The sequence below is a fragment of the Bordetella sp. 02P26C-1 genome (assembly GCF_009763255.1).
Lineage (GTDB): Bacteria > Pseudomonadota > Gammaproteobacteria > Burkholderiales > Burkholderiaceae_B > Bordetella_A.
In genome coordinates, this window is record NZ_WSJB01000021.1 from 54,288 (window position 1) to 75,427 (window position 21,140).

Sequence of the window (21,140 nt, forward strand, 5' to 3'; positions counted from 1 at the left end):
AGCAGGCGCTAATGATGCTAGGATAAAACGTATGGCAATCTTTTTCTCTATTCACCCCGACAATCCGCAACTGCGTTTGCTTAAACAGGCCGCGCAGTGGCTCAATGATGGCGGTTTGGTCGCTGTGCCGACCGACTCGAGTTATGCGGTGGTTGCGCGTTTGGACGACAAGGCTGCGGCCGACGGATTGCGGCGTCTACGCGGGCTGGATGATCGCCACCATTTGACGTTGATATGTCGCGACCTGGCGGAAATTGGCCATTTTGCGCGCGTCGACAATAAACAATATCGCTTATTGAAAGCCGCCACGCCGGGGCCTTGGACCTTTATTCTCGAGGCCACGCGCGAGGTGCCGCGCCGGGTCTCGCATCCTTCGCGCAAAACGATAGGCATACGCGTGCCCGATCATCTGGTGACACTCGGCTTGCTCGATGCGGTCGGGGCTCCCCTGTTATCGACCACGCTGATCCCTCAGGGTGAAGAAGAAGCGCTTAACGACGCCGAAATCATTCAAGAGCGCTATGCGCATCAGCTCGCCGCCGTGATCGACGCGGGGGCGTGCCCACAACTTCCTACTACCGTCATCGATTTGACCGGCGATGAGCCGGCCGTCATGCGCCACGGGCGGGGCGACCCTGCCACGCTCGGGCTGGCCTGAACTCCCCCGCTAAACCTTCCGGCGCCTCATGTCCGACCTTATTCAGTCCATCGCGATCTACGCGATTCCCGTTATTTTCGCGATCACACTGCACGAGGCCGCCCACGGTTACGTTGCACGCTTGTTCGGTGATCGGACCGCCGAACAGGCGGGACGCATCACGCTAAACCCGATACGGCATATCGATCCGGTGGGCACCATTGCGGTGCCTGTCGCGATTTTGCTTATGTCCAAACTGCTCGGGGGGCCGGCCATGCTGTTTGGCTGGGCCAAACCCGTGCCCGTGGACTTTGGCAGGCTGCGCCGGCCCAAGCAGGACATGCTGTGGGTCGCCCTGGCCGGGCCGGCGGCGAATCTGCTGATGGCCATATTGTGGGTGCTTTCCATGCGTCTGCTTTTGGCCACAGGCGTGGAGGAAGGCTACTGGTACGAAGTCGGCATGGCTGGCATCAATGTGAACCTCGTGTTGATGGCGCTGAACCTGCTGCCGATTTTGCCGCTGGATGGCGGCCGCGTGCTGTTTAGCCTGCTGCCGCACCGACTGGCTTGGCAATATTCGCGTATCGAGCCCTATGGTCTGTTGATCGTGATCGTGTTGCTGGCGACCGATGTCCTGTGGACGCTGATGCGCCCGGTCATGGACGTGGGCGCGGCCATCGTGACTTGGTTCTTGTAAATCTCAATATTCCGGTAAACTCAACGGTTCGACTGACTTGTTTCTCGCCCGGGGCATCCTGTTCCGGGTTCGGAGCCCATTTTCATGGCATCCCCGGATTCCTCAATGATTACTTTCCAAGGCAGCATGGTGGCCTTGGTGACCCCCATGCAGCCGGATGGCAGCCTGGATTACGCAAGCTATCGGTCCCTGATCGACTGGCACATTGCCGAGGGCACCGACGCCCTGGTGGTGGTGGGCACGACTGGCGAATCGCCGACGGTGTCCATGGAGGAACACGCCGAGTTGATCCGCGTGGCGGTCGAACACGCCGCTGGCCGTATCCCGGTGATCGCCGGGGTTGGCGCGAACTCGACCGACGAAGCCATCCACCTGACGCGCCACGCCAAAAACGTGGGCGCGCAGGCCGGTCTCTCGGTGGTGCCCTACTACAACAAGCCTTCTCAGGAGGGCCTCTATCAGCACTTCCGCACGGTCGCCGAAGCGGTGGATCTGCCCACCATTCTGTACAACGTGCCGGGTCGCACCGTTGCCGATATGAGCAACGAGACCGTGCTGCGCCTGGCCCAGGTGCCGGGTATTATCGGTATCAAGGACGCGACGGGCGATATCGGCCGTGGCGCGCTGCTGCTGCGCGAAGCCCCCGAAAGCTTCCAGGTGTTCAGCGGTGACGATCCGACCGCCGCCGCGCTCATGCTCTTGGGCGCGCGCGGCAATATTTCGGTGACGGCCAATGTCGCTCCCCGACTCATGCGCGAGCTGTGTGCAGCCGCGTTGGCAGGTGATGTGCCCAAGGTACGTGAACTAAACGCGTATCTGGCCCGTCTTAACAAGGCTCTCTTCATCGAGGCCAATCCCATTCCTGTGAAATGGGCGCTGGCTCAGATGGGCCGTACGGCACTGGGCTATCGCTTACCCTTGGTAGAGCTCGGCGCTCAGCATCACGAGACCGTCCGTCGCGCACTCCAGGAAACGGGTCTGCTTTAAACATAAGTGAGGATGCGTATGAATCAACGTCATGCCGCTGCGTCGGCATTGATGGTGCTGACTTTGCTGTCTGGTTGCAGCGAAATTAATGAATTTCTCGGCAACGAGGAGTCGGTCGACTACAAAAGCACCAAGCGCGGCGAGCCACTGAGCATTCCGCCTGATTTGACCCAGGCGTCCAGTGACCCACGTTATCGCGCGCCGACCTCGGGTAGCACCACGTTCTCGGAATACCAGGAGCAGGGTCGCCAAGTCGCGACGACTTCGGTCCAGACCAGCAATGTGCTGCCACAGCGTGACGATATGCGCGTGGAGCGTGACGGCGATTTGCGCTGGCTGGTGATCAACCTGCCGCCGGAACAGGTCTTCCCGAAGATCGTCGATTTCTGGACAGAAACGGGTTTCACCGTGGCGGTCAACAATCCTCAAGCGGGGCTGATCGAAACCAATTGGGCGGAAAACCGCGCGAAAATCCCCGAGAGCTGGCTGCGTCAGGCCTTGGGCAAGATTCTCGATTCCGCCTGGGATAGCGGCGAGCGCGAAAAATTCCGCACCCGCGTCGAACGCGTGGGCGGCCGCACCGAGGTCTATATCTCGCACCAGCAAATGCTGGAAAAGCGCATTGGCACGGACGAAGGCCAGGTTGCGTGGGAGCACGGTAAAGAAGATCCGGGTCTGAATGCCGCGATGCTGGCCCGCCTGATGGTGTATCTGGGCACCGATACCGACAACGCCCGCAGGCTGGTTGCACAGGCCGAGGCCGCACCGCAGTCGCCGACCGTCCAACAGGATGTGCGTGCCGACGGTGCCATGCTGGTCGTGGACGAATCCTTTGACCGCGCCTGGCGTCGCGTCGGGGTGGCTTTGGATTCGGGCGGCTTCACCGTCGACGATCGCGATCGCTCTGCTGGCGATTATTTCGTGCGCTATGTGGATACCGACACGGGTGCCAAGCAAGATCAGCCGGGCTTCTTCAGCCGTCTGTTTGGTGGTGACAAGCGCGCTCAGGCCGCTCAATACCGTGTCCATCTGACCGAAGTCGGTGGTCAGACGCAAGTCACGATTTTGGACGCCAACGGTCAGCGGGACAACAGTTCTACGGCACAACGCCTCTTGGGTGTGCTCAAGGACAAAATGGTCTAAATCCAGAGGCCTAAGCAAAAAGGGCCGCGACATTCGTGTCGCGGCCCTTTTTGCGACTGGCGGTGTGGCCAGTCCAGGCGAATACGGCGGTTTAGATTCAGCCGCCCGAGCTCGGCGCGGGCGAGCCGCTGGGCGAGGTGGGGCCGCTCGGCGACGAAGTACCGCCCGGAGCAGGCGTGCTCGACGAGGGGATGGACGTGTCGGGTGCGGGCGTGGAAGGGGCCGGCGCCGTGGTAGCGGGCGCGGAGCTGGGTGCGCCAGCGGTGTCGTCCTTCTTGTCGCAAGCCGTCAGCGCGACGGCCATAACCGAGGCGATAATCAAAGTTTTGCTGATCATGTTGAGACTCCTGTTAGATGACAATGTTGCCGCCCCAGCTGGGGGTAAATCCCAATAGGGGAAACGAGTATTCAGGCTACAGGAATCGTCCGGTTTGTGGAGTGTGAAAGTTAAAGCGGTGGCATCCCAAACGTAACAGGCCTTACAGCAAGGTGTGCGACGTTTCCCTATGTTGCGAGAAAATCAGGCTTGATCGCGCTCTGTGCACGACCGATACAGCATCGTGACAGGAAGATACGGTAGAGAGCCACCGGGTAGATCTTTTGTCAGGCTTCCCGATAGTGGAGCCAGCCAGAGTCCAGCCAGTCCATCAAGGTTTCCCGCGCGTCGTCGCTCAGCTTGCGGCATCGCGGGTCGTTGCAGGCCAGCTTGCGAGCATCGGCCAGTGCGCGTAGCGCCGGCTCCGCGGGCACATGAGCCGCTTCTCCGTTGATAAACAACTGCTTGCCGCGATACAGCATGCGGCTGCGGCGATCCAGCTGGAGATATCCTCGCTCCGGCCATTCCAACGCCAGATCGACCGCGAGTTCGGCCGGCGGTTCAAACACGCTGAGATTGCTGGGTTCGGTTAACCAGCATCCCAAAAAGCGAGCGGCCACCGCATCATCGAACCGCACCTTGGCCAAAGTATCTAGCGTGGCCTGCACCAGGCTGTCAGGCAAGGCCGCGGGCGTTTCGACGGCTGGCTGGCCGGGATCTCGATACAGTGCTTCGAGGCGCGGCCCAGGCAAGGGCGGCTCGCCATAGGGGCCGCCGAGCAATCCGACACGCGCCATCACCTGATCCGCCGCGGCTTCGAGCAGACCGCGCGCCAATATCGCCTGCGTGGGCGCGCGGAATCCGATCGATATGGTCATGCAGTCACCGCCCACCGCGACGCCATCATGCGCTGCTTGCGGTGGCAGGTACAGCATATCGCCCGGTTCCAGCACCACATCGTGCTCGGGCTCGAAATTCTGCAGAATCTTTAGCGGCAGATCCGGCTGCAGGCTTAAGTCTTTCTGGCGGCCATAGCGCCAACGCCGGCGTCCTGCTGCTTGCAACAGGAATACGTCATAACTATCGAAATGCGGCCCCACACCGCCGCCATCGGAAGCCACGCTGATCATGATGTCATCGAGGCGCGCATCCGGAATGAAACGGAATAGCTGCATCAACGCCATCGCCGCGTCATCGTGCAGATCCACGCTTTGTACCAGCAAGGTCCAATCGGGCTCGGTGGCTTTAGGCAATCGGGCGAACGGCCCGTTCTCCATTTGCCACGCGCCTTCCTCGCGCCAGATCAAGCGGGATTCCACATCGTCGCGGCGCGCTAATTTTTTGACCTGCGCGATGCTTAACGGCGGCTTAAAATTCGGAATGGCCTGACGGATCAGCAAGGGCTTGCGCTGCCAGTAGCGGCGCATAAAGTCAGCGGCGCTCAGGCCGCCCAGCAGGGGCAGGGACTCGTTGATATTCACGGTAAACACGCCTTGAGGCGATAAAGAGCGTCCAACGCTTCACGCGGCGTCAGACTGTCGGGGTCGATTTGGGCCAGCTCATCGCGCAGGCTTTGTAATGCCGCGGATTCTTCGTGTTGATCATGGGCGGCATGGGCCTGCGCGTCTGCCTCGATGGCTGCGGAGAACAAGCCGAGCTGTGGCGTAGGCGCGCCTTGCGCTTCGAGGCGTTCCAGCTCGCGCGAGGCATGGCGGATCACGGCTGCCGGGATGCCGGCGCGCTGAGCAACCTGGATACCATAACTGCGGCTGGCGGGGCCCTCGCGGACTTCATGCAGGAACACGATGCCGCCCGCGGATTCGGCCGCGGCCAGATGGACGTTGGCGGCGGTGGGCTGTTCAGCAGGCAGTCGCGTCAATTCAAAATAATGCGTCGCGAATAAGGTCAGCGCCTGGTTATGCGTCACCAGCCGCTGCGCAATCGCCCACGCCAGCGCCAACCCGTCGTAGGTCGAGGTGCCACGGCCGATTTCGTCCATCAGAACGAGGCTGTTCGGCGTGCTGGCAGCCAGGATGGCGGCGGCCTCGGTCATTTCCATCATAAAGGTGGAGCGGCCGCCCGCCAGATCATCGGCTGCGCCGATGCGCGTGAAGATGCGGTCGATCTTGCCCACGGTGGCGCTGGTCGCGGGCACGAAGCTGCCGACGCGGGCCAGCAGCGCGATCAATGCGACTTGACGCATATAGGTCGATTTACCGCCCATGTTTGGACCAGTGATCAACAGCATGCGGCGCGTTGCCTCGAGTACGCAGTGATTGGGGGTGAAACGCTCAATGGTGCGTTCCACGACCGGATGGCGGCCGGCCTCGATGCAGATTTCCGCCTGCTCACTCAGCTGCGGTGCGATCCAGTCATGGCGACGGGCGTGCTCGGCCAGTGCGGCCAGGGTGTCGAGTTCGGCCAGCGCGCAGGCGCATTCCGATAAGGGGCGCACGAATGCGGCGACGGCGTCCAACACCTGTTCGAACAGCCATTTCTCGCGCGCAAGCGATCGGTCCTGAGCCGACAACACCTTGTCTTCCCAGGTCTTCAGCTCGGGGGTGATGTAGCGTTCCGCATTCTTTAGCGTCTGACGCCGACGATAGTCCTCGGGCACCTTGTCGGTCTGGCCTTTGGTGACCTCGATATAAAAGCCATGCACGCGATTGAATTCCACGCGCAAATTGCTGATGCCCGTGCGTTCGCGCTCGCGTGCTTCGAGCTGCAGCAAGAAGTCACCGCCATCGGCCGCCAGTGCGCGCAGTTCATCGAGTTCGGCGTCATAGCCGGCCGCGATCACGCCGCCGTCGCGTATCGCCACGGCGGGTTCTTGGGCAATGGCGCGGGTGAGCAGTTCGGCGATGGCGGGGTCCAGCGACAGATGTGCGGCGAGCTGACCCAGGCGTGGTGTGCCGGCGAGTGGCGCGATCAGATCATGCAGGGTGGGCAGGGCACGCAGCGCATCGCGCAAGCTTGCCAGCTCGCGCGGGCGCACCGAGCGTAGCGCCAATCGCGAGGCAATGCGTTCGACATCCGGAAAGGCATTCAAGGCGCCGCGCAACGATTCCAGCAGGTCCGCATCGCTAAATGTTTGCGCCACATCCATGCGTCCCGCGAGCAATGCGGCAATGGCTTGCTGACGGGCCAACGCCGCCGCGTTATCGCGCAGCGGATGATGCAGCCAGCGCCGCAACAAGCGGCTGCCCATCGGCGTCTGGCATCCGTCCAACAACGAAAACAAGGTCGGCGCATCCTCGCCGCTAATGGTCTGCGTGAGCTCCAGATTGCGTCGCGTGACCGGGTCCATCAACACGTATTCGCCGGGTCGGTCCACAGCCATACCCTGCACGTGCGCGAGGGCCTGCGACTGCGTGCGCGCGGCATAACGTAGCAACGCGCCGGCCGCGCAAATCGCGGCGGGCATGTCATCGACATCGAAACCGGACAGCGAATCGGTTTTGAAATGCGCCAGCAAATGCGCTCGCGCGCCATCGCTTTCGAAATGCCAGTCCGGTACGCGCGTGCGTGCGCCTTCGAAGGGGAAGGACAGGTCCAGGCTCTCCGGACACACCAGTTCTGCCGGAGACACACGATGCAGCTCGGATTCCAGCTGTGCGGGAGCGCACTCGGTCACCCGAAACTCGCCGCTGGCCAAATTCAGCCACGCCAGCGCTGCGCGCTGCAGGCGCCCCTTGCCATGAATGCAGATCGCCGCCAGCGCGCGGTCGGCCTTGGCCGGCAGCAGCGCTTCGTCGGTAAGCGTGCCGGGGGTAACAATACGGACGATGCGCCGCTCCACCGGCCCTTTGGAGGCAGCCGGGTCGCCGATCTGTTCGCAGATCGCGACCGATTCGCCCTGTGCGACCAGCCGGGCGAGGTATTGCTCCATCGCGTGCACCGGAATACCGGCCATCGGGATCGGAGTGCCGTTGGAGGCCCCGCGTTTGGTCAGCGTCAACCCCAGCAGGCGCGCGCCGCGTTCGGCGTCTTCATAGAACATCTCATAGAAGTCTCCCATGCGGTAGAACAGCAACAGCGGCCCCGCCTCGGCTTTGAGGCGCAGGTACTGCTGCATCATGGGGGTATGGCCGGCGAGACTGGGTTCGATAGACGTTGAATTCACTTGATATTTCTATACGGTTCGGCGGTGTACGAAGACGATGAATGTCGAGCCGGGTGCTCGGGACACCGCATCGTACGCCTTACTACTCATAGGCCTTAGTGTAGTTTTTTTGGACAGGCCGATTAAAACCGTCCTCACGGACGAGCCGGTTTGCGACTTCAGGGGCGTTCAAGCCTTGGGGCGGCGATGGGTTTTAAGACTTGTCCGAGCGCGTGCATCGGCTGTCGCCCGACGTATTTCAGCGCCAGTTGGCCAGCGGCAGCATGCTATCCCGATTTTTTACCTTACGCATGACGATATGCGAGCAAAGGTTGCGCACGCCGGGAAGCTTGCTGAGTTTATCCTCGACAAAGTTCGAAAACGCCGACAAATTACGCGTGCGTACCCGGAGGATATAGTTGGACGCGCCAGTGACGATGCTGGCCTCGGTGATTTCGTCGTGCAGCGCGATGCACGCCAGGAATTCCTCGTGCCAGCCGGCGCGCGACTGGTCCAGCGACACGTGCACGATCGCCTCGAGATCAAAGCCTAGCTTCTCGGCGTCCAATACCGCGCGATAAGCGCGAATGAGCCCCGCTTCTTCCAGCGCACGCACGCGTCGCAGGCATGCCGAGGGGGATAGCGCGACTTGATCGGCCAAGTCCTGGTTGCTGAGGCTACCGTCTTCTTGCAAACGGGCAAGGATTCGTTGGTCGATGGTGTCAATTTGCATTCCGCAATCTCGTTCTTATCAAAGCAGCTTGACGCAATTAAATTCGAAAAACTAGGGTCAGTCACGAACGACTTTGCAACTTTTTTGCGTGCTCGCGCTGATAGTATCTATTTAGCAACTCGTTAGAAGGAATGGACTATGAACACTCGCGAAGCCTGCGTCGCCGCCGATCGTCAGGATCCCCTGGCGCACCTCAAGGACCAATTCGATTTGCCCGAAGGGGTGGTGTATATGGATGGCAATTCTCTGGGCGTGCTGCCCAAGACTGCCGCCGCACGCGCCGCCCAGGTGATCAATGAGGAATGGGGTACGGGCCTTATCCGCAGTTGGAATTCGGCCGGATGGTTCGATCTGCCGGCGCGCCTGGGCGACAAGCTTGGGCGTCTGCTGGGCGCGCGCGAGGGCGAATTGGTCATTACCGACACGACTTCGCTGAACATCTTCAAGGCTTTGGCCGCCGCGCTGCGCATTCAGCAGCACAAGCATCCCACGCGGCGAGTCATCCTGTCCGAGCGGGACAACTTCCCGACCGATCTGTACATGATTCAGGGCATGATCGACCTGCTCCAACAGGGCTACGAAATGCGGCTGATTGATGATGATCTGCCTTTGGACGAGGCACTGGACGAATCGGTGGCCGTGGTGCTGCTGTCGCACGTCAACTACCGTAGCGGCCGGATGTACGACATGGCAGCGGTTACCGCTCAGGCGCATCGCCAAGGCGCGCTGACAATCTGGGACCTGGCGCACGCAGCCGGGGCCGTACCCGTGGATTTAAATGGTGCCAACGCTGACTTCGCGGTGGGCTGCACCTATAAGTATTTGAACGGCGGTCCTGGCTCGCCCGCGTTTATCTGGGTTGCTCCGCATCATACCCAAGACTTTTGGCAGCCGCTGTCGGGTTGGTGGGGGCATAGCCGTCCCTTTGATATGGCGGTGGCTTATGAGCCGGCGGGTGGCGTACGGCGCTATCTGTGCGGCACGCAGCCGATCGTGTCGATGTCCTTGATCGAATGCGGCTTAGACGTGGCGCATGCCGCCGGCATGGAGGAGGTCCGCAAGAAATCGTTGGCGCTGGGTGACCTGTTCATCGAACTGGTCGAATCCCGCTGTGCTGGCCATCCGCTGACGCTGGTAACGCCGCGCGCGCATGCCGAGCGCGGCAGTCATGTGAGTTTCCGGCATCCCCATGGCTTCGAGGTGATGCAGGCACTGATCGCACGCGGCGTGATCGGCGACTACCGCGAGCCGGAAGTGCTGCGCTTCGGCCTGACGCCGCTGTATTTTGGGTACGCCGATGTCTGGGATGCGGTGGAGATCTTGAAGGACGTGCTGGATAACCGTAGCTGGGACAAGCCCGAGTTCAAGCAGCGGACTGCGGTGACCTGATTGCGAGCGATCTTTTAACTCGACGTCCAAAAAAAATCCCACTCGATACAGGTATCGAGTGGGAAGCCGCTTCACTTCGCAAGTGCCGCGGGTATCAGTGGCGCTGGCCCAAATTAGGCGCAGGCGACCTTCAGCTCAGTGGCGCTGTCTTGTTCCAGCACCTCGGCGCGAGCGGCGTAGGTCGCTTGCAGGCGTTGGATTTCGGCTTTGTTGCGCACGACCGTGAAGCCGGGGCGGTCGGCCAGACGGCGCTGACGATCTTCCGGACGCAGGGCGGTGACGTCGGCGTTTTGGAAGTAGTCGCGGTTACCACCATCGGCCCAGGACTCGGACATGATGCCGTGGGCGCTGATCACATCGAACTGATCCAGTTCAACGTGGAAGTACTCGTAGCTGATGTGATGCGTTTCCTGGTAGATGGTCTTGCCGTTGACCAGGTCCTTGGCGCGGACCAGCTTGCCTTCCACGTAGAGGTGATGGCCGGGCGAAACCACAATGTCCTTGCTCGGCACGTTTTCAGCGATGGCATCGCGTACGATACGGATCGGCATATGCTCGGCACGGCGGTCTGCCGGGATCTGCTTGGTGAACGTCTTGCGGAAACCGACCCACTTCACGGTGCGTTCGCCGGACTTGCCGATAACGACATCGCCAGCAACCAGATCTTCCACGGCAACTTCGCCTTTGGTGGTCTGGATCATGGTGCCACGCAGGAAGCACACGGGGGATACGAACGCGCCGATATTCGAGGTGCCGTACTGTTGCACCATGGCATCGTAGTCGGCTTGCGAAATGTTCTGGATTTGGAAGCGGACGGCTTCCAAACCAGTCGAGAGGTTACCGTTGTAGTTCAAGGTGGCGGTCTGCGTGTCGGAATTATAGCTGAGCGTGCCGTTGCTGCGACCTTCGACCCATAAGGAATCGCCGACCGCCATGCTGTTGACCGTGAATGTGGTGGGAGTCGCCAGCGATAGCGCTGCGGGATCATAGACGAACGCCCCCCCGCCGTTGCCAGTGAACGTAATGTTGTTGTTGGCAACAATACCGACCGCAAGAGTGGCAGCGTCCACCGTGATCGAGGAACCATCGCCAATCTCGTAGTTGACGCCGGTCAGGGCTGAAACGTTGGCGAGGCCATAGTTCAATGAGAGGCTGCCACCATTAATAACGGCGAATGTCGGCGTCCCAATGGCCTGCACGCTCACCAGCATGTTAGCCACCGCGTCGACACCGTCAACGGTCAGCGTATTACTTCCCAGCACATTTAACTGCAGGGTATCTCCTGCATCGGCGTCGTAGTTCGACGAGTTAATTACCTGATTACTGGATCCAATATCTATACCGATAACCGCCATGGAAGCCTCCCATTGCAAAAATTAGCAATAAATGTAATCCGCAAGGTCGGTCCCGCGGATTTTTCAAATAATACAGGACTTTCGATCCAGTGAGCAGAAGTTTCGTCTAAGAACACGCTGCTATTTCCGTGTAAAAGTTCCGAAATTCACGTAATTACATCTAAGTTCAGCAATTAATTTGATGGAATTATTATTTTTTGCAGCGATTTGCAATGATTGCCCGGAATATGTAGGTATTAACTACTGGTAATTCCTAATACTAAAAATATGTACTTATTTGGTTTACGTATAAAGCGGCCGGATTAATTCGGTCAGTCCCAATACTTCTCAAAATGTGAGGAGGCCGCCAGAAAGTCTCATGACCAACATTCCCGAGTTGCCTCGGGGCCCTGATCAGGCGCGCTCGCGCCGCGCGGGTATGCAACTTGCGGAGTTCCGCGCTCTACTTTTCAGGAGGTCGTCCATGTCCGATAACCACATTTACAAGCAGATTGAACTGGTCGGCTCATCGACCACGTCTTCCGACGACGCGGTCGCGCAGGCTATCGCGCGCGCCTCGGAGACGCTGCGCAATCTCGACTGGTTCGAGGTGACCGAGGTGCGTGGCCATATCAGGGACGGCAAGATCGCGCATTGGCAGGTTGGACTGAAGATCGGGATGCGCCTGGAAGACGAGGATTAGGGCGAGCGCACGAGTCGAATCGCTGGTCAATATTTGATCGGCGCTTCTAACTGCTTGGATTTGCAGCCCTTTTTTGCCTTGTCCGAAACCTGTTCAGTAGGTTTTCCACAACGGCGGGGGATAAGCCTGCAGGTTTTCCCCTGTTCCGGAATTTGGACTGGTGGTTTGCGCGGATCAGGGCGTTGATTCGATACGCGTAAGCGCATGTGCGCCAGATATCGCTGGATGCGCAAATTTTCACCGGGATGTGCAGGTTATTGTTATTCAAGGATGTTTTGCGCTTGTCCGAAACCTGTCAAAGGGTTTGTCCACATTCCTGGGGGATAAGCGTACAGGTTGTGAATATCCGGGCTCAGAGATCCGTATCAGGTATGGCGCGGGCCCTGATGAACGCGTGATCGGGGCTTCCGGCGAGCGATTTTGTCACTCCTTCGCCTCGTGCCCATTTTTTGAGCACTGTCTACAAGTCTTTGTTTGGAAAGAAAAAATCTCGCTTGTCCGAAAGCTGTTCAGCGGCTTGTCCACATCGACAGGGGATAACAGCCGCGAAAGCCACTGCGCTATCCGCGACAGCGCGGCCGACTGTTGAGATCGGCCGCCGCAAAGCTCAGTTTTTGAATTTATTTACCCAGGCGACGTAGCCTTCCAGCCAACCCTGCAGGAACTGCCGAGTTCCTTCGTTGGTGATCTGGTAATCGTCGTCAATCAAGCCTTCCTTATATTGCAGAAAGACTTCTGGCACGGTAAAGATGTTCACGCCTTCGGCCGCCAGGATATTGCGCAGATGCTGCTGCGCCATGCCCGTACCAGCGGCGCTGGGGGAGGCACCCACGATTCCACCGGCTTTACCGGTCCAAGAGTTCTGACCCCAAGGGCGTGAACCCCAGTCAATGGCGTTTTTCAGGGCGGCGGGAATGGAGCGATTGTGCTCGGGCGTGACGAACAGCAGGCCGTCAGCGTCGGCGACCAATTGCTTGATCGTGGCTGCCGGCGCGGGCAGGTCCATTTCATGGTCTTGGTTGTACAGGGGCACATCGCCCAGACTGGCGTATTGAAACGCTACACCTTCGGGAACCAGCTTTTCCAGCGCACGAGCAAGGCGCAGGTTGATAGAGGCAGCACGCAGGCTGCCCACGAAGACAGCGATGTTGAGTTGGCTCATGAGCGAAGCTCCAGGGGATAGGGAGCAATTAGTGTAGACGTCCGGGTGGGCGCTCTCAAGCAAACTCCTGCAACCGACGGAGGGTCTATTCTGGCCTATGCTTTGCACCGATATGGTGCAGGGCTAGGTGATTTCCCTAATGCGGTGCAGCGATGCTGCATTGCAGCACCGCAGATGCATGTAAATACCGGCTCGCTCCCAAGAGAAAAGTTGGCATGCACTTTGCTAGGGTAATCACTAGGTAGCGGGGATTGAGCCCTCGCGCCGCTAGCCCAGCTGTATGGAGTCATCAAATGTCTGCCCATTCTGTTTCCGCCCCGGTCACTATGTTTGTCACGCGCCATATCGCGCCCGAGAAATACAGCGATTTTCTGAAGTGGATGCGACAGGGCGAATTGCTGGCCGCTGGCTTTCCCGGCTTTCTGGGTTCAGGCGTGTTGCAACCGCCGGAGGGCGGCGACGAGTACCAGATCGTGCTGCGTTTCGAAGATCCGGAAAGCCTCGCCCGCTGGGAAAACTCCTTGCCGCGCAAAATGTGGCTGGAGCGTGGGGCCAGCCTGGTGCGCGAAAGCCGCGTGCATCGGGTCAGCGGTCTGAACGCGTGGTTTTCTACTGGCAACGGAACGCCGCCGCGCTGGAAGCAGGCCATCAGCGTCTGGCTGGCCTACTTTCCGATGTTGCTACTCTTTAGCATCCTGGCCAATGATATTTTGAGCACGCTGCCGATCTTCTGGCGGGTATTCGTCACGACGGTCTGCATGACGCCGGTGCTGTCTTATATCTGTATCCCCGTCATCACGAAGGTATTGCGCCGCTGGCTGCACCCAACGACATCGCACTAGCCGTGCGGCTGGTCCCAGCCACGCTGCCATGGCGCCGGACGCTGGGACATTTTCCAAAAAGCATCCCAGGGGCTGAACCTTAAACGAAAATTGTTTACACTTGCGTTCGTTCATTTGAGTGTCAGAAATGCGTGAAGACGTTACACGCCTTCGCTCAGTCCAAGGAGAATGTTTCGATGCGCAAGTTGCTCTATGGCGCGATGCTGGTGGCGGCTCTGGTTGGCGGCACGGCCCAAGCGGCGGCCGAACCCAAGGCTGTGGTGCAGACCTATTCCGATATCGCGCTGGCAGGCTACGAAGATTCGCTCGCCACAGCCAAAGCGCTGCGCACCGCCATCGATGCGTTGATCGCGAACCCCAGCGCTGACACTCTCAAGGCTGCCCGTCAGGCCTGGCTGGCGGCGCGTGTACCTTACCAGCAGACCGAGGCATTTCGCTTTGGTAATCCCATCGTGGACGATTGGGAAGGCAGCGTGAACGCATGGCCGCTGGACGAGGGGCTGATCGACTATGTGGACGCCTCGTATGGCACCGATAACGATGAAAACGCGTTTTACGCGGTCAACGTGATCGCCAATTCGAAGATCAATGTCGGCGGTAAAACCATCGATGCGACCAATATCACGCCCGAGCTGCTGGCCGATCTGCTGCACGAGGCCGATGGCAACGAGGCCAACGTCGCTACCGGTTATCACGCGATTGAATTCCTGCTGTGGGGCCAAGACTTGAACGGGACCGGCCCCGCGCCGGCCGACCGTACCGGCACCCCGCAGGAGCGCCATGCCGGCAATCGCCCGCATACGGATTTCGACCCGAAGAACTGCACCGGCGGCAACTGCGAGCGCCGCATTCAATATCTGAAAGCCGCCACCGACTTGCTGGTATCCGATCTGGAAACCATGGTCGCAAACTGGAAAGGCGACGGCCCGGCGCGCAAGGCCGTGTCCGAAGACCCCAAGGCTGGCCTCATCGCGATGGTCACCGGCCTGGGTAGCCTGTCTTATGGTGAACTCGCCGGCGAGCGCATGAAGCTGGGCCTGATGCTCAACGATCCGGAAGAAGAACACGATTGCTTCTCCGACAATACGCACAACTCGCACTACTACGATCAAATCGGTATTCGTAACGTTTACCTGGGCGAATACCAGCGCACCGATGGCCAGACGGTCAAGGGTGCGAGTTTGTCCGACCTGGTGAAAGCGCGCGATCCCAAGCTAGACGCGGAAATGCGCGCGAAACTCGACGCGACGGTGGCGGCGATGCAGGCCATGCGCGACCGAGCCGAGAAAGTGGAAACTTACGATCAGATGATTGCCGCCGGCAACGCCGAAGGCAATGCGGTGGTGCAAGCCGCCATCGATGCGCTGATCGATCAGACGCGCAGTCTGGAACGCGTGATTGCCGTGCTGGATCTTGGCGACGTCGCGCTTGAGGGTTCGGATAGTCTCGATAAGCCGGAAGCGGTATTTCAGTGAACTTTCGTGTTGTTGCTTTGCTAGCGGCGCTGATGACTGTCAGCGCCGTCGGCGCTTCTGCGGGTCGTGACGATCTGTCCGACGAAGATCGCGCGCGCGTGGCGAAAGTCACGGCGCCTACCAGCGATTTCAGTAAATCCGAGCCGTTCGAATCGCTGCAGGCGGGCGCGGGTACGACGCGCAAGCTGGTTAATGCCGATATATTTTCTCAGCCGTCGGCGAACCTGACGTTCGAGGGGCGCCAGCAGTTTCTGGTGGGCAACGGCCTGTTTAGAAAAGACTGGGTATCGGCGCCGTCGTCCACGCAAGCCTCCGACGGTCTGGGACCGCTCTTTAATGCGCGCTCGTGTCAGGGATGTCATACCAAGGACGGTCGGGGATCGGTGCCCGGGTTCGATCCGATGGAGCGCTCGGATACTGTCGCGCTACTGTTGCGTCTGTCCGTGCCACCCAGCACGGACCTGGAGCGCGAAAAGCTCGCCTCCGGCCATTGGCCTTTCGTGCCCGAGCCGGTGTACGGCGTGCAATTGCAGAATTTCTCGGTGGCGGGCCTGCCGGCAGAGGGACGGCTGGAGATCGACTATGAGCCGATCACCGTCGCGCTCAATGGCGGCGAGACCGCTACCCTGATGAAGCCGACCTACCGCATCGAGAATCTCGGGTATGGCCCGATGCGCGAGGATGTCCAGATCTCGCCACGCTTGGCGCAGCCCATGATCGGTCTGGGTCTGCTCGAGGCGATTCATCCGGACGACATTCTGGCCAACGCGGCCAAAGATCACGGCGACGGTATTCGTGGCAGGCCAAACTGGACCCGCGATGCGCGCACCGGCGAACGCGTGCTGGGCCGATTCAACTGGAAGGCCAGTCAGCCGAGCGTGGAGCAGCAAAGCGCGGCCGCGTTCTCGAACGACATGGGCTTGTCCACGCCGCTCTTTCCCAGCCATTATGGCGACTGCACGAAAGCGCAGGATGAGTGCCTCAAAATGCCGCACGGCGCGCAGCCGCATCTGGGCGAACACGAAGTACCGGGCGAGCTGCTGGATTTCGTGACCACCTATGCACTGAATCTGGCCGTGCCGCAACGGCGCGATGTGGACGATGCTCGCGTGCTCGCCGGCAAGAAGCTTTTTTATGAAGCCAATTGCGTGGCGTGTCATGTGCCTAAATACGTGACGCGGCGTGACGCCGCACGCCCGGAACATCGCTTTCAGCTAATCTGGCCCTACACCGATATGCTGTTGCACGACATGGGCGAAGGCCTCGCGGACAAGGTGTCCGAGGACGGCGCCAGCGGCAGCGAATGGCGCACGCCACCGTTATGGGGTATTGGCTTGACTCGCACCGTCAATCCGCATGCCACTTGGCTGCACGACGGCCGCGCCCGCACGCTGCTCGAAGCTATCCTGTGGCATGGCGGTCAAGCGCAAGCGGCGCGCGATCGTGTCGTGGCCATGACACCCGAGCAACGCGCAGACCTGATTCGATTCCTGGAGTCGCTGTAAGCGAACCCCAGAGGAGCCAAAATGAAGCTTAAGCAATGGATGGTCGTGGCCATGGTGGCAACGGCCCCGTGGCCCGCGTTGGCGCAGGTGCCCGCCGATATTGGGCAGCGTCTGGCCCAAGGCTATGCACGACCGGCGACGGTCGCGCTCGCCAATCGGGCAGCAGGCTTGGAAACCGCGCTAAAGACATGGTGCGATGACAAGGGGCGTGGTGATGCCAATGCGGTGCGCGAAGCCTTCGCCGATACCGTCAAGGCTTGGGCGGCGGTGGAGTTCTTGCGGTTTGGCCCGCTCGTGCAGAGCAATCGTTATGAAAAGCTGGCGTTTTGGCCCGATACGCGCGGCGTGATGCCACGCCAGGTTCGCACGTTGCTGGCGGCCGAAGACCCCGCTCTACTCGCGCCCGGTGCGCTGGCCTCGCGCAGTGTCGCCACGCAAGGGCTGCCTGCTTTGGAATTCGTGCTGTACGACAGTCCGGGGCTGGTCAAATCGCCCAAGGGTGAGTTCAATGGGTACGCATGCGCTTACGCCGTCGCGGTCGCGGCGAATGTCGCCACAGTGGCCGGCGAGTTGCGACAGGCGTGGAGCGCGCAAGGTGATTTCGGCAAACAGTTCGTCGCGCCGGGCGCGCATAGCGATCTCTATCGCAACAAACAGGAAGTCGCCGCTGAAGCCATCAAGGCGCTATCCACCGGATTGCAATCGGCCCGCGATATCAAACTGATGCCGATGCTGGGCGCTTCGCCGCAACAGACACGCGAATCGCGCGGCGCTTTCTGGCGCAGTGGCCTGACCGTGCCGGCGCTGGCGGCCGGCGTAAAGGGCATGCACGACTTCTATAGCGCGGCGGCGTTCCAATACCCCGATGAAGAAGCATGGATAGGGCCGGCGGTCGGTGGCGAACTGGCGCGTGGTGCGCAGGCCTTGGATAAGATCGATGCCCCTCTGGCCACCGTGCTCGACAGCGAGAACGGCTGGCGACAGCTGTCATTGGCGGGCCTGATATTGAAAAACGCGAAAGATATCGTCGACCAGAATCTGGCGCCGGCCTTGGGTATCACCATAGGATTCAATGCGTTAGATGGAGATTGATCGTCGACGCTTTCTGACCTGGGCCGCGTTGACGGCATCCGGGTCGATGGGTTTGGCCGCAACGTCGGCGTGGGCGCAAGTGCAAGGAGCGAGCGCGGACACGCGTTCGGGCGTGCAGGCTCCGGAGACAGGCCGGCTGTATCTGGCTGCGCGCAAAGCGTATGGTCGGTACGAGGCAGTGGTACTGGATGCCCAGGGGCGCGATCAGTACGTGGTGCCCATGCCTGCGCGTGGGCATAGTTTCGCGCTCGATCCACAGCGTGGTCGCGCTGTGGTGTTCGGGCGGCAGCCTGGGTTTTTTGCCGTGGGATTCAGCACCAATGGCTCGGCAGAACCCCAGGCCATCGCTGCGGCCGAAGGGCGGCACTTTTTCGGTCATGGCGTCTATTTGCCTGATGGCCAGCTCATGCTGGCCACCGAAAACGATTACGAGGCAGGGCAGGGCGTTTTAGGGATTTACGACGCCTCGCCGGGCGGCGCCTATCGCCGGATCGGCGAATTCTCCACCGGCGGCATCGGGCCGCATGAGGTCGTGCTGCTGCCCGATGGCAAGACCTTGTGCGTGGCCAATGGAGGCATTCTGACGCATCCGGATTACGGCAAGCTCGAGCTGAATTTGGACACGATGCAGCCCTCGCTCGCTTATATCGATGCGGGCAATGGGCAGCTGCTCGAACGCATAGCCTTGCCACCGTCACTGCATCAACTGTCGATCCGCCATCTCGCCTTGGCTGCCGATGGCACGGTTTGGTTTGGCTGTCAGCATATGGGCCCCGCCAGCGAGCGACCGCCGCTCGTGGGGCGACATCGGCGCGGCCAGACGCCGGAACTCTTCACCGGCCCGGACGAAGTATTGCGCAACTGTCGTAATTACATAGGTTCGGTGGCGGCCGACCCCACGGGCGAGGTCATCGCCACCAGCAGCCCGGTCGGCAACCAGGTGCTGTATTGGAATGCGGCCGATGGGACATTGAAGGGCGTTACGCTCTTGGCCGACGGCTGCGGAGTCGCGCCTTTGGCGCCTGCGCGTTTTCTGGTCAACAGCGGTATGGGCGAACTGGTGCAGGCCGGACCCGAGCAAGAGGCCGCTTCAATTTTGACGCGATCGAGTGATCTGTCCTGGGACAATCATTTCCGGCGTTTGTGATCCCCGCGTATCGCTACGCGCCGTCATCCAGGTCTGATACATTCACTGCCTATTCATTTTTCAGGGCGCACAGACGCGCCTATCTTGAGTCATAGGGCTTGGTATGGATGATTATTTAATCGGCTTGGAAGCAGTGGTGCCACGCTTGGCCGACGGCGTCGTGAACGTTGCCACGGCTTTGCTAATACTAATTGTGGGATGGTGGGTGTCGTCGCTGCTGGGCAGCTGGGTGCGCCGGGTGGCGACCCGCTCGCCACGCATCGACGCCACTATCGTGCCGATGTTTCATACGGTGGTGGTGTGGGCCGTGCGCATCTTCACCGTGATTGCGGTGTTGGCGCGATTTGGCGTACAGACGGCGAGCCTCATCGCCGTGCTGGGCGCGGCTGGTCTGGCGGTGGGTCTGGCGCTGCAGAACACGCTGCAGAATATCGCCGCGGGCATCATGCTGATTATTCTGCGTCCGCTGCGCACGGGGGAATACGTGGCGCTCAGCACCGGGACAGAAGGCACGGTCGTCGAAGTCGGCCTGTTTTTAACCCGTCTGGTCCAAGGCGATGGCATCTATATCACGCTGCCCAATAGCGTGGTGTGGAACGCCACGATCACCAACTACAGCCGCAATACGACGCGCCGGCTGGATCTGCCGGTCACGGTGCACTATGCCGATGATCTGGATGCCGCGATCGCTTGCCTGACGCAGATCGTGCAGGACCATCCCCTGGTGCTGAAGGACCCCGCGCCGCTGGTCAAAGTCACGGAATACAAGGACAACGGCACGGTCGTGAATATCCGTATGTGGAGCGCCACCTCGCAGTATTGGGAACTGCGTTGGGGCCTGTTCCATCAGATTCGCCAGAGCTTGGCCGCGGCGGGTTTCAAACCGCCCGTCCCCGTGCGCGAGATTCAGGCGCCAGGCAAGGAAGACATTGCTGCATAAGACGACGGCACGACCCGATCGCTGTTAATCAGGCCGCCTGGCGACGGGCGGCCTGATTGCTTTCGCTGCCGTTATAAGTTGCGCAGCGACAGGCGCGCGAGTTCCGCCTGTATCCATCCCGCGATTTCGCGCTGGCGCGGTGCCGGCATGCGGTCGATGATAGCGGTTACGCTAATCGCCAATAGCGGAGCGCCCTGCGGATCCAGCAGCGCACAGCCCACGCCGAGCGCGCCGCGCACCGCATGGTTTCCGACTACTGCATACCCGCGTGAACGGGTGTTTTCGATGAGACGCAACATCTCATGTGTTGTCATTCCGCCATACTCGTCTAAATACCCCGAGTTGCGCTGCACAATGCCGTGCGCCACCGCATCCGGCAATGCCGCGAGGATCGCCATGCCGCCCGAGCCGACGCCCAGCGGCTGACGTTTCCCAGCATAAGTCGCCAGGATCTGCACCGGATAGCCGCCGATTTCGCGGTGCAGACTGACCGATTCATCGCCCTCGCGCACCACCAAAAACACCGCATCTCCGGTGCGTTCTGCCAGCCGTTTCAAGCTGGGCATGGCTTGCGCGACGCGCGGGTCGGGATGCGCCGCCTCTGGGACTTTGGCCCATTGGGCGCGGTATTTCTTGGTGCCCGGTATCGGTAGCACCAGTCCCGCATCCATCAGGGCTGCCAGCAATCGGTACACCGTTGGGCGCTGAATCGCGGTTAATCGCGCAATATCGGTGACGCTTAGCCCGCCGGGGCCGTGATCCCTCAATGTGGCCAGTACAGCGAGACCGCGCCGCAGCGTGCGTGGGCCAGAAGAACTCTCGGAACTCGACATCAGGTACTCAAAAATGTTGCACTGCAATGGAGCGTCGTGCCCCATATTAGCGCATCTATTCGTCCATAGGGTGGACTGTACCTTGCTGGGATGCACCTGGCTA

19 protein-coding genes are annotated in these 21,140 nt (G+C 60.5%); 12 read left to right on the forward strand and 7 right to left on the reverse strand.

The features are described 5' to 3' along the window. The first annotated feature begins 31 nt into the window (after positions 1–31). The 4 genes from GOQ28_RS12335 to bamC all read left to right on the forward strand — a co-directional run bounded on the left by GOQ28_RS12335 (position 32) and on the right by bamC (position 3,464). Complete coding sequence (locus tag GOQ28_RS12335) at positions 32–658, forward strand: L-threonylcarbamoyladenylate synthase (protein ID WP_160356662.1); 627 nt, start codon at positions 32–34, stop codon at positions 656–658. Between the two features lie 28 nt (positions 659–686). Further along, a complete protein-coding gene (locus GOQ28_RS12340; RefSeq protein ID WP_160350052.1) occupies positions 687–1,334 on the forward strand; it encodes a site-2 protease family protein in 648 nt (215 codons plus the stop codon). Between the two features lie 84 nt (positions 1,335–1,418). Next, a complete protein-coding gene (dapA, locus tag GOQ28_RS12345) occupies positions 1,419–2,321 on the forward strand; it encodes a 4-hydroxy-tetrahydrodipicolinate synthase (protein WP_160356663.1) in 903 nt (300 codons plus the stop codon). 12 nt (positions 2,322–2,333) lie between these two features. Continuing rightward, positions 2,334–3,464: an outer membrane protein assembly factor BamC gene (gene bamC / locus GOQ28_RS12350; protein ID WP_236844326.1), complete on the forward strand. Its 1,131-nt coding sequence runs from the start codon at positions 2,334–2,336 to the stop codon at positions 3,462–3,464. Between the two features lie 97 nt (positions 3,465–3,561). Here bamC and GOQ28_RS12355 read toward each other — a convergent pair whose 3' ends face one another. The 4 genes from GOQ28_RS12355 to GOQ28_RS12370 all read right to left on the reverse strand — a co-directional run bounded on the left by GOQ28_RS12355 (position 3,562) and on the right by GOQ28_RS12370 (position 8,615). Then, positions 3,562–3,801 carry an endopeptidase gene (locus GOQ28_RS12355; RefSeq protein ID WP_160356665.1) on the reverse strand — a complete coding sequence of 80 codons (240 nt, stop codon included), beginning with the start codon at positions 3,799–3,801 and terminating at the stop codon, positions 3,562–3,564. A 266-nt stretch (positions 3,802–4,067) separates the two neighbouring features. After that, positions 4,068–5,207, reverse strand: coding sequence for a cupin domain-containing protein (locus tag GOQ28_RS12360; RefSeq protein WP_202109712.1), 1,140 nt, complete (start codon positions 5,205–5,207; stop codon positions 4,068–4,070). Positions 5,208–5,257: 50 nt separating this feature from the next. Next, positions 5,258–7,858, reverse strand: coding sequence for a DNA mismatch repair protein MutS (gene mutS / locus GOQ28_RS12365; RefSeq protein WP_160356715.1), 2,601 nt, complete (start codon positions 7,856–7,858; stop codon positions 5,258–5,260). 283 nt (positions 7,859–8,141) lie between these two features. Then, positions 8,142–8,615, reverse strand: coding sequence for an Lrp/AsnC family transcriptional regulator (locus GOQ28_RS12370; protein ID WP_160350047.1), 474 nt, complete (start codon positions 8,613–8,615; stop codon positions 8,142–8,144). A 138-nt stretch (positions 8,616–8,753) separates the two neighbouring features. Between GOQ28_RS12370 and kynU the strand changes: the two genes are divergently transcribed. Then, positions 8,754–10,004, forward strand: a complete 1,251-nt coding sequence (gene kynU / locus GOQ28_RS12375) for a kynureninase (protein ID WP_160356667.1) — start codon at positions 8,754–8,756, stop codon at positions 10,002–10,004. Positions 10,005–10,117: 113 nt separating this feature from the next. On the opposite strand, the gene GOQ28_RS12380 is transcribed toward kynU, so the two are convergent. Further along, positions 10,118–11,359: a Hint domain-containing protein gene (locus tag GOQ28_RS12380; RefSeq protein ID WP_160356668.1), complete on the reverse strand. Its 1,242-nt coding sequence runs from the start codon at positions 11,357–11,359 to the stop codon at positions 10,118–10,120. 463 nt (positions 11,360–11,822) lie between these two features. On the opposite strand from GOQ28_RS12380, the gene GOQ28_RS12385 reads away from it, so the two are divergent. Beyond that, positions 11,823–12,041 carry a dodecin gene (locus tag GOQ28_RS12385; protein WP_160350044.1) on the forward strand — a complete coding sequence of 73 codons (219 nt, stop codon included), beginning with the start codon at positions 11,823–11,825 and terminating at the stop codon, positions 12,039–12,041. Positions 12,042–12,648: 607 nt separating this feature from the next. Here GOQ28_RS12385 and GOQ28_RS12390 read toward each other — a convergent pair. Then, positions 12,649–13,203: an NADPH-dependent FMN reductase gene (locus GOQ28_RS12390; protein ID WP_160356669.1), complete on the reverse strand. Its 555-nt coding sequence runs from the start codon at positions 13,201–13,203 to the stop codon at positions 12,649–12,651. 293 nt (positions 13,204–13,496) lie between these two features. On the opposite strand from GOQ28_RS12390, the gene GOQ28_RS12395 reads away from it, so the two are divergent. The 6 genes from GOQ28_RS12395 to GOQ28_RS12420 all read left to right on the forward strand — a co-directional run bounded on the left by GOQ28_RS12395 (position 13,497) and on the right by GOQ28_RS12420 (position 20,204). Further along, on the forward strand, positions 13,497–14,045 hold the full coding sequence (locus GOQ28_RS12395) for an antibiotic biosynthesis monooxygenase (protein ID WP_160350042.1): 549 nt from the start codon (positions 13,497–13,499) through the stop codon (positions 14,043–14,045). Between the two features lie 176 nt (positions 14,046–14,221). After that, on the forward strand, positions 14,222–15,520 hold the full coding sequence (locus GOQ28_RS12400) for an imelysin family protein (protein ID WP_160356670.1): 1,299 nt from the start codon (positions 14,222–14,224) through the stop codon (positions 15,518–15,520). 32 nt (positions 15,521–15,552) lie between these two features. Then, positions 15,553–17,025, forward strand: a complete 1,473-nt coding sequence (locus tag GOQ28_RS12405) for a di-heme oxidoreductase family protein (protein WP_160356716.1) — start codon at positions 15,553–15,555, stop codon at positions 17,023–17,025. A 21-nt stretch (positions 17,026–17,046) separates the two neighbouring features. Then, positions 17,047–18,117 carry an imelysin family protein gene (locus tag GOQ28_RS12410; protein ID WP_202109706.1) on the forward strand — a complete coding sequence of 357 codons (1,071 nt, stop codon included), beginning with the start codon at positions 17,047–17,049 and terminating at the stop codon, positions 18,115–18,117. After that, positions 18,107–19,264, forward strand: a complete 1,158-nt coding sequence (locus GOQ28_RS12415; protein WP_160356671.1) for a DUF1513 domain-containing protein — start codon at positions 18,107–18,109, stop codon at positions 19,262–19,264. The genes GOQ28_RS12410 and GOQ28_RS12415 overlap by 11 nt, the downstream gene beginning before the upstream one ends. 103 nt (positions 19,265–19,367) lie before the next feature. Then, positions 19,368–20,204, forward strand: coding sequence for a mechanosensitive ion channel family protein (locus GOQ28_RS12420; RefSeq protein ID WP_160350037.1), 837 nt, complete (start codon positions 19,368–19,370; stop codon positions 20,202–20,204). A gap of 71 nt (positions 20,205–20,275) precedes the next feature. Here GOQ28_RS12420 and GOQ28_RS12425 read toward each other — a convergent pair whose 3' ends face one another. After that, a complete protein-coding gene (locus tag GOQ28_RS12425) occupies positions 20,276–21,037 on the reverse strand; it encodes an IclR family transcriptional regulator (protein WP_160350036.1) in 762 nt (253 codons plus the stop codon). Positions 21,038–21,140 lie beyond the last annotated feature (103 nt).

Excerpts from the sequence above, each read along its gene's own strand:
- GOQ28_RS12385 (WP_160350044.1), top strand. The coding sequence starts at position 11,823 with ATGTCCGATAACCACATTTACAAGCAGATTGAACTGGTCGGCTCATCG.
- GOQ28_RS12370 (WP_160350047.1), bottom strand. The coding sequence starts at position 8,615 with ATGCAAATTGACACCATCGACCAACGAATCCTTGCCCGTTTGCAAGAA.
- GOQ28_RS12400 (WP_160356670.1), top strand. The coding sequence starts at position 14,222 with ATGCGCAAGTTGCTCTATGGCGCGATGCTGGTGGCGGCTCTGGTTGGC.
- GOQ28_RS12405 (WP_160356716.1), top strand. The coding sequence starts at position 15,553 with ATGACTGTCAGCGCCGTCGGCGCTTCTGCGGGTCGTGACGATCTGTCC.
- bamC (WP_236844326.1), top strand. The coding sequence starts at position 2,334 with ATGCGTATGAATCAACGTCATGCCGCTGCGTCGGCATTGATGGTGCTG.
- kynU (WP_160356667.1), top strand. The coding sequence starts at position 8,754 with ATGAACACTCGCGAAGCCTGCGTCGCCGCCGATCGTCAGGATCCCCTG.
- GOQ28_RS12360 (WP_202109712.1), bottom strand. The coding sequence starts at position 5,207 with ATGCGCCGCTACTGGCAGCGCAAGCCCTTGCTGATCCGTCAGGCCATT.
- GOQ28_RS12335 (WP_160356662.1), top strand. The coding sequence starts at position 32 with ATGGCAATCTTTTTCTCTATTCACCCCGACAATCCGCAACTGCGTTTG.
- GOQ28_RS12415 (WP_160356671.1), top strand. The coding sequence starts at position 18,107 with ATGGAGATTGATCGTCGACGCTTTCTGACCTGGGCCGCGTTGACGGCA.
- GOQ28_RS12425 (WP_160350036.1), bottom strand. The coding sequence starts at position 21,037 with ATGTCGAGTTCCGAGAGTTCTTCTGGCCCACGCACGCTGCGGCGCGGT.
- GOQ28_RS12410 (WP_202109706.1), top strand. The coding sequence starts at position 17,047 with ATGAAGCTTAAGCAATGGATGGTCGTGGCCATGGTGGCAACGGCCCCG.
- GOQ28_RS12380 (WP_160356668.1), bottom strand. The coding sequence starts at position 11,359 with ATGGCGGTTATCGGTATAGATATTGGATCCAGTAATCAGGTAATTAAC.
- GOQ28_RS12420 (WP_160350037.1), top strand. The coding sequence starts at position 19,368 with ATGGATGATTATTTAATCGGCTTGGAAGCAGTGGTGCCACGCTTGGCC.
- GOQ28_RS12355 (WP_160356665.1), bottom strand. The coding sequence starts at position 3,801 with ATGATCAGCAAAACTTTGATTATCGCCTCGGTTATGGCCGTCGCGCTG.
- GOQ28_RS12390 (WP_160356669.1), bottom strand. The coding sequence starts at position 13,203 with ATGAGCCAACTCAACATCGCTGTCTTCGTGGGCAGCCTGCGTGCTGCC.
- dapA (WP_160356663.1), top strand. The coding sequence starts at position 1,419 with ATGGCATCCCCGGATTCCTCAATGATTACTTTCCAAGGCAGCATGGTG.
- GOQ28_RS12340 (WP_160350052.1), top strand. The coding sequence starts at position 687 with ATGTCCGACCTTATTCAGTCCATCGCGATCTACGCGATTCCCGTTATT.
- GOQ28_RS12395 (WP_160350042.1), top strand. The coding sequence starts at position 13,497 with ATGTCTGCCCATTCTGTTTCCGCCCCGGTCACTATGTTTGTCACGCGC.
- mutS (WP_160356715.1), bottom strand. The coding sequence starts at position 7,858 with ATGATGCAGCAGTACCTGCGCCTCAAAGCCGAGGCGGGGCCGCTGTTG.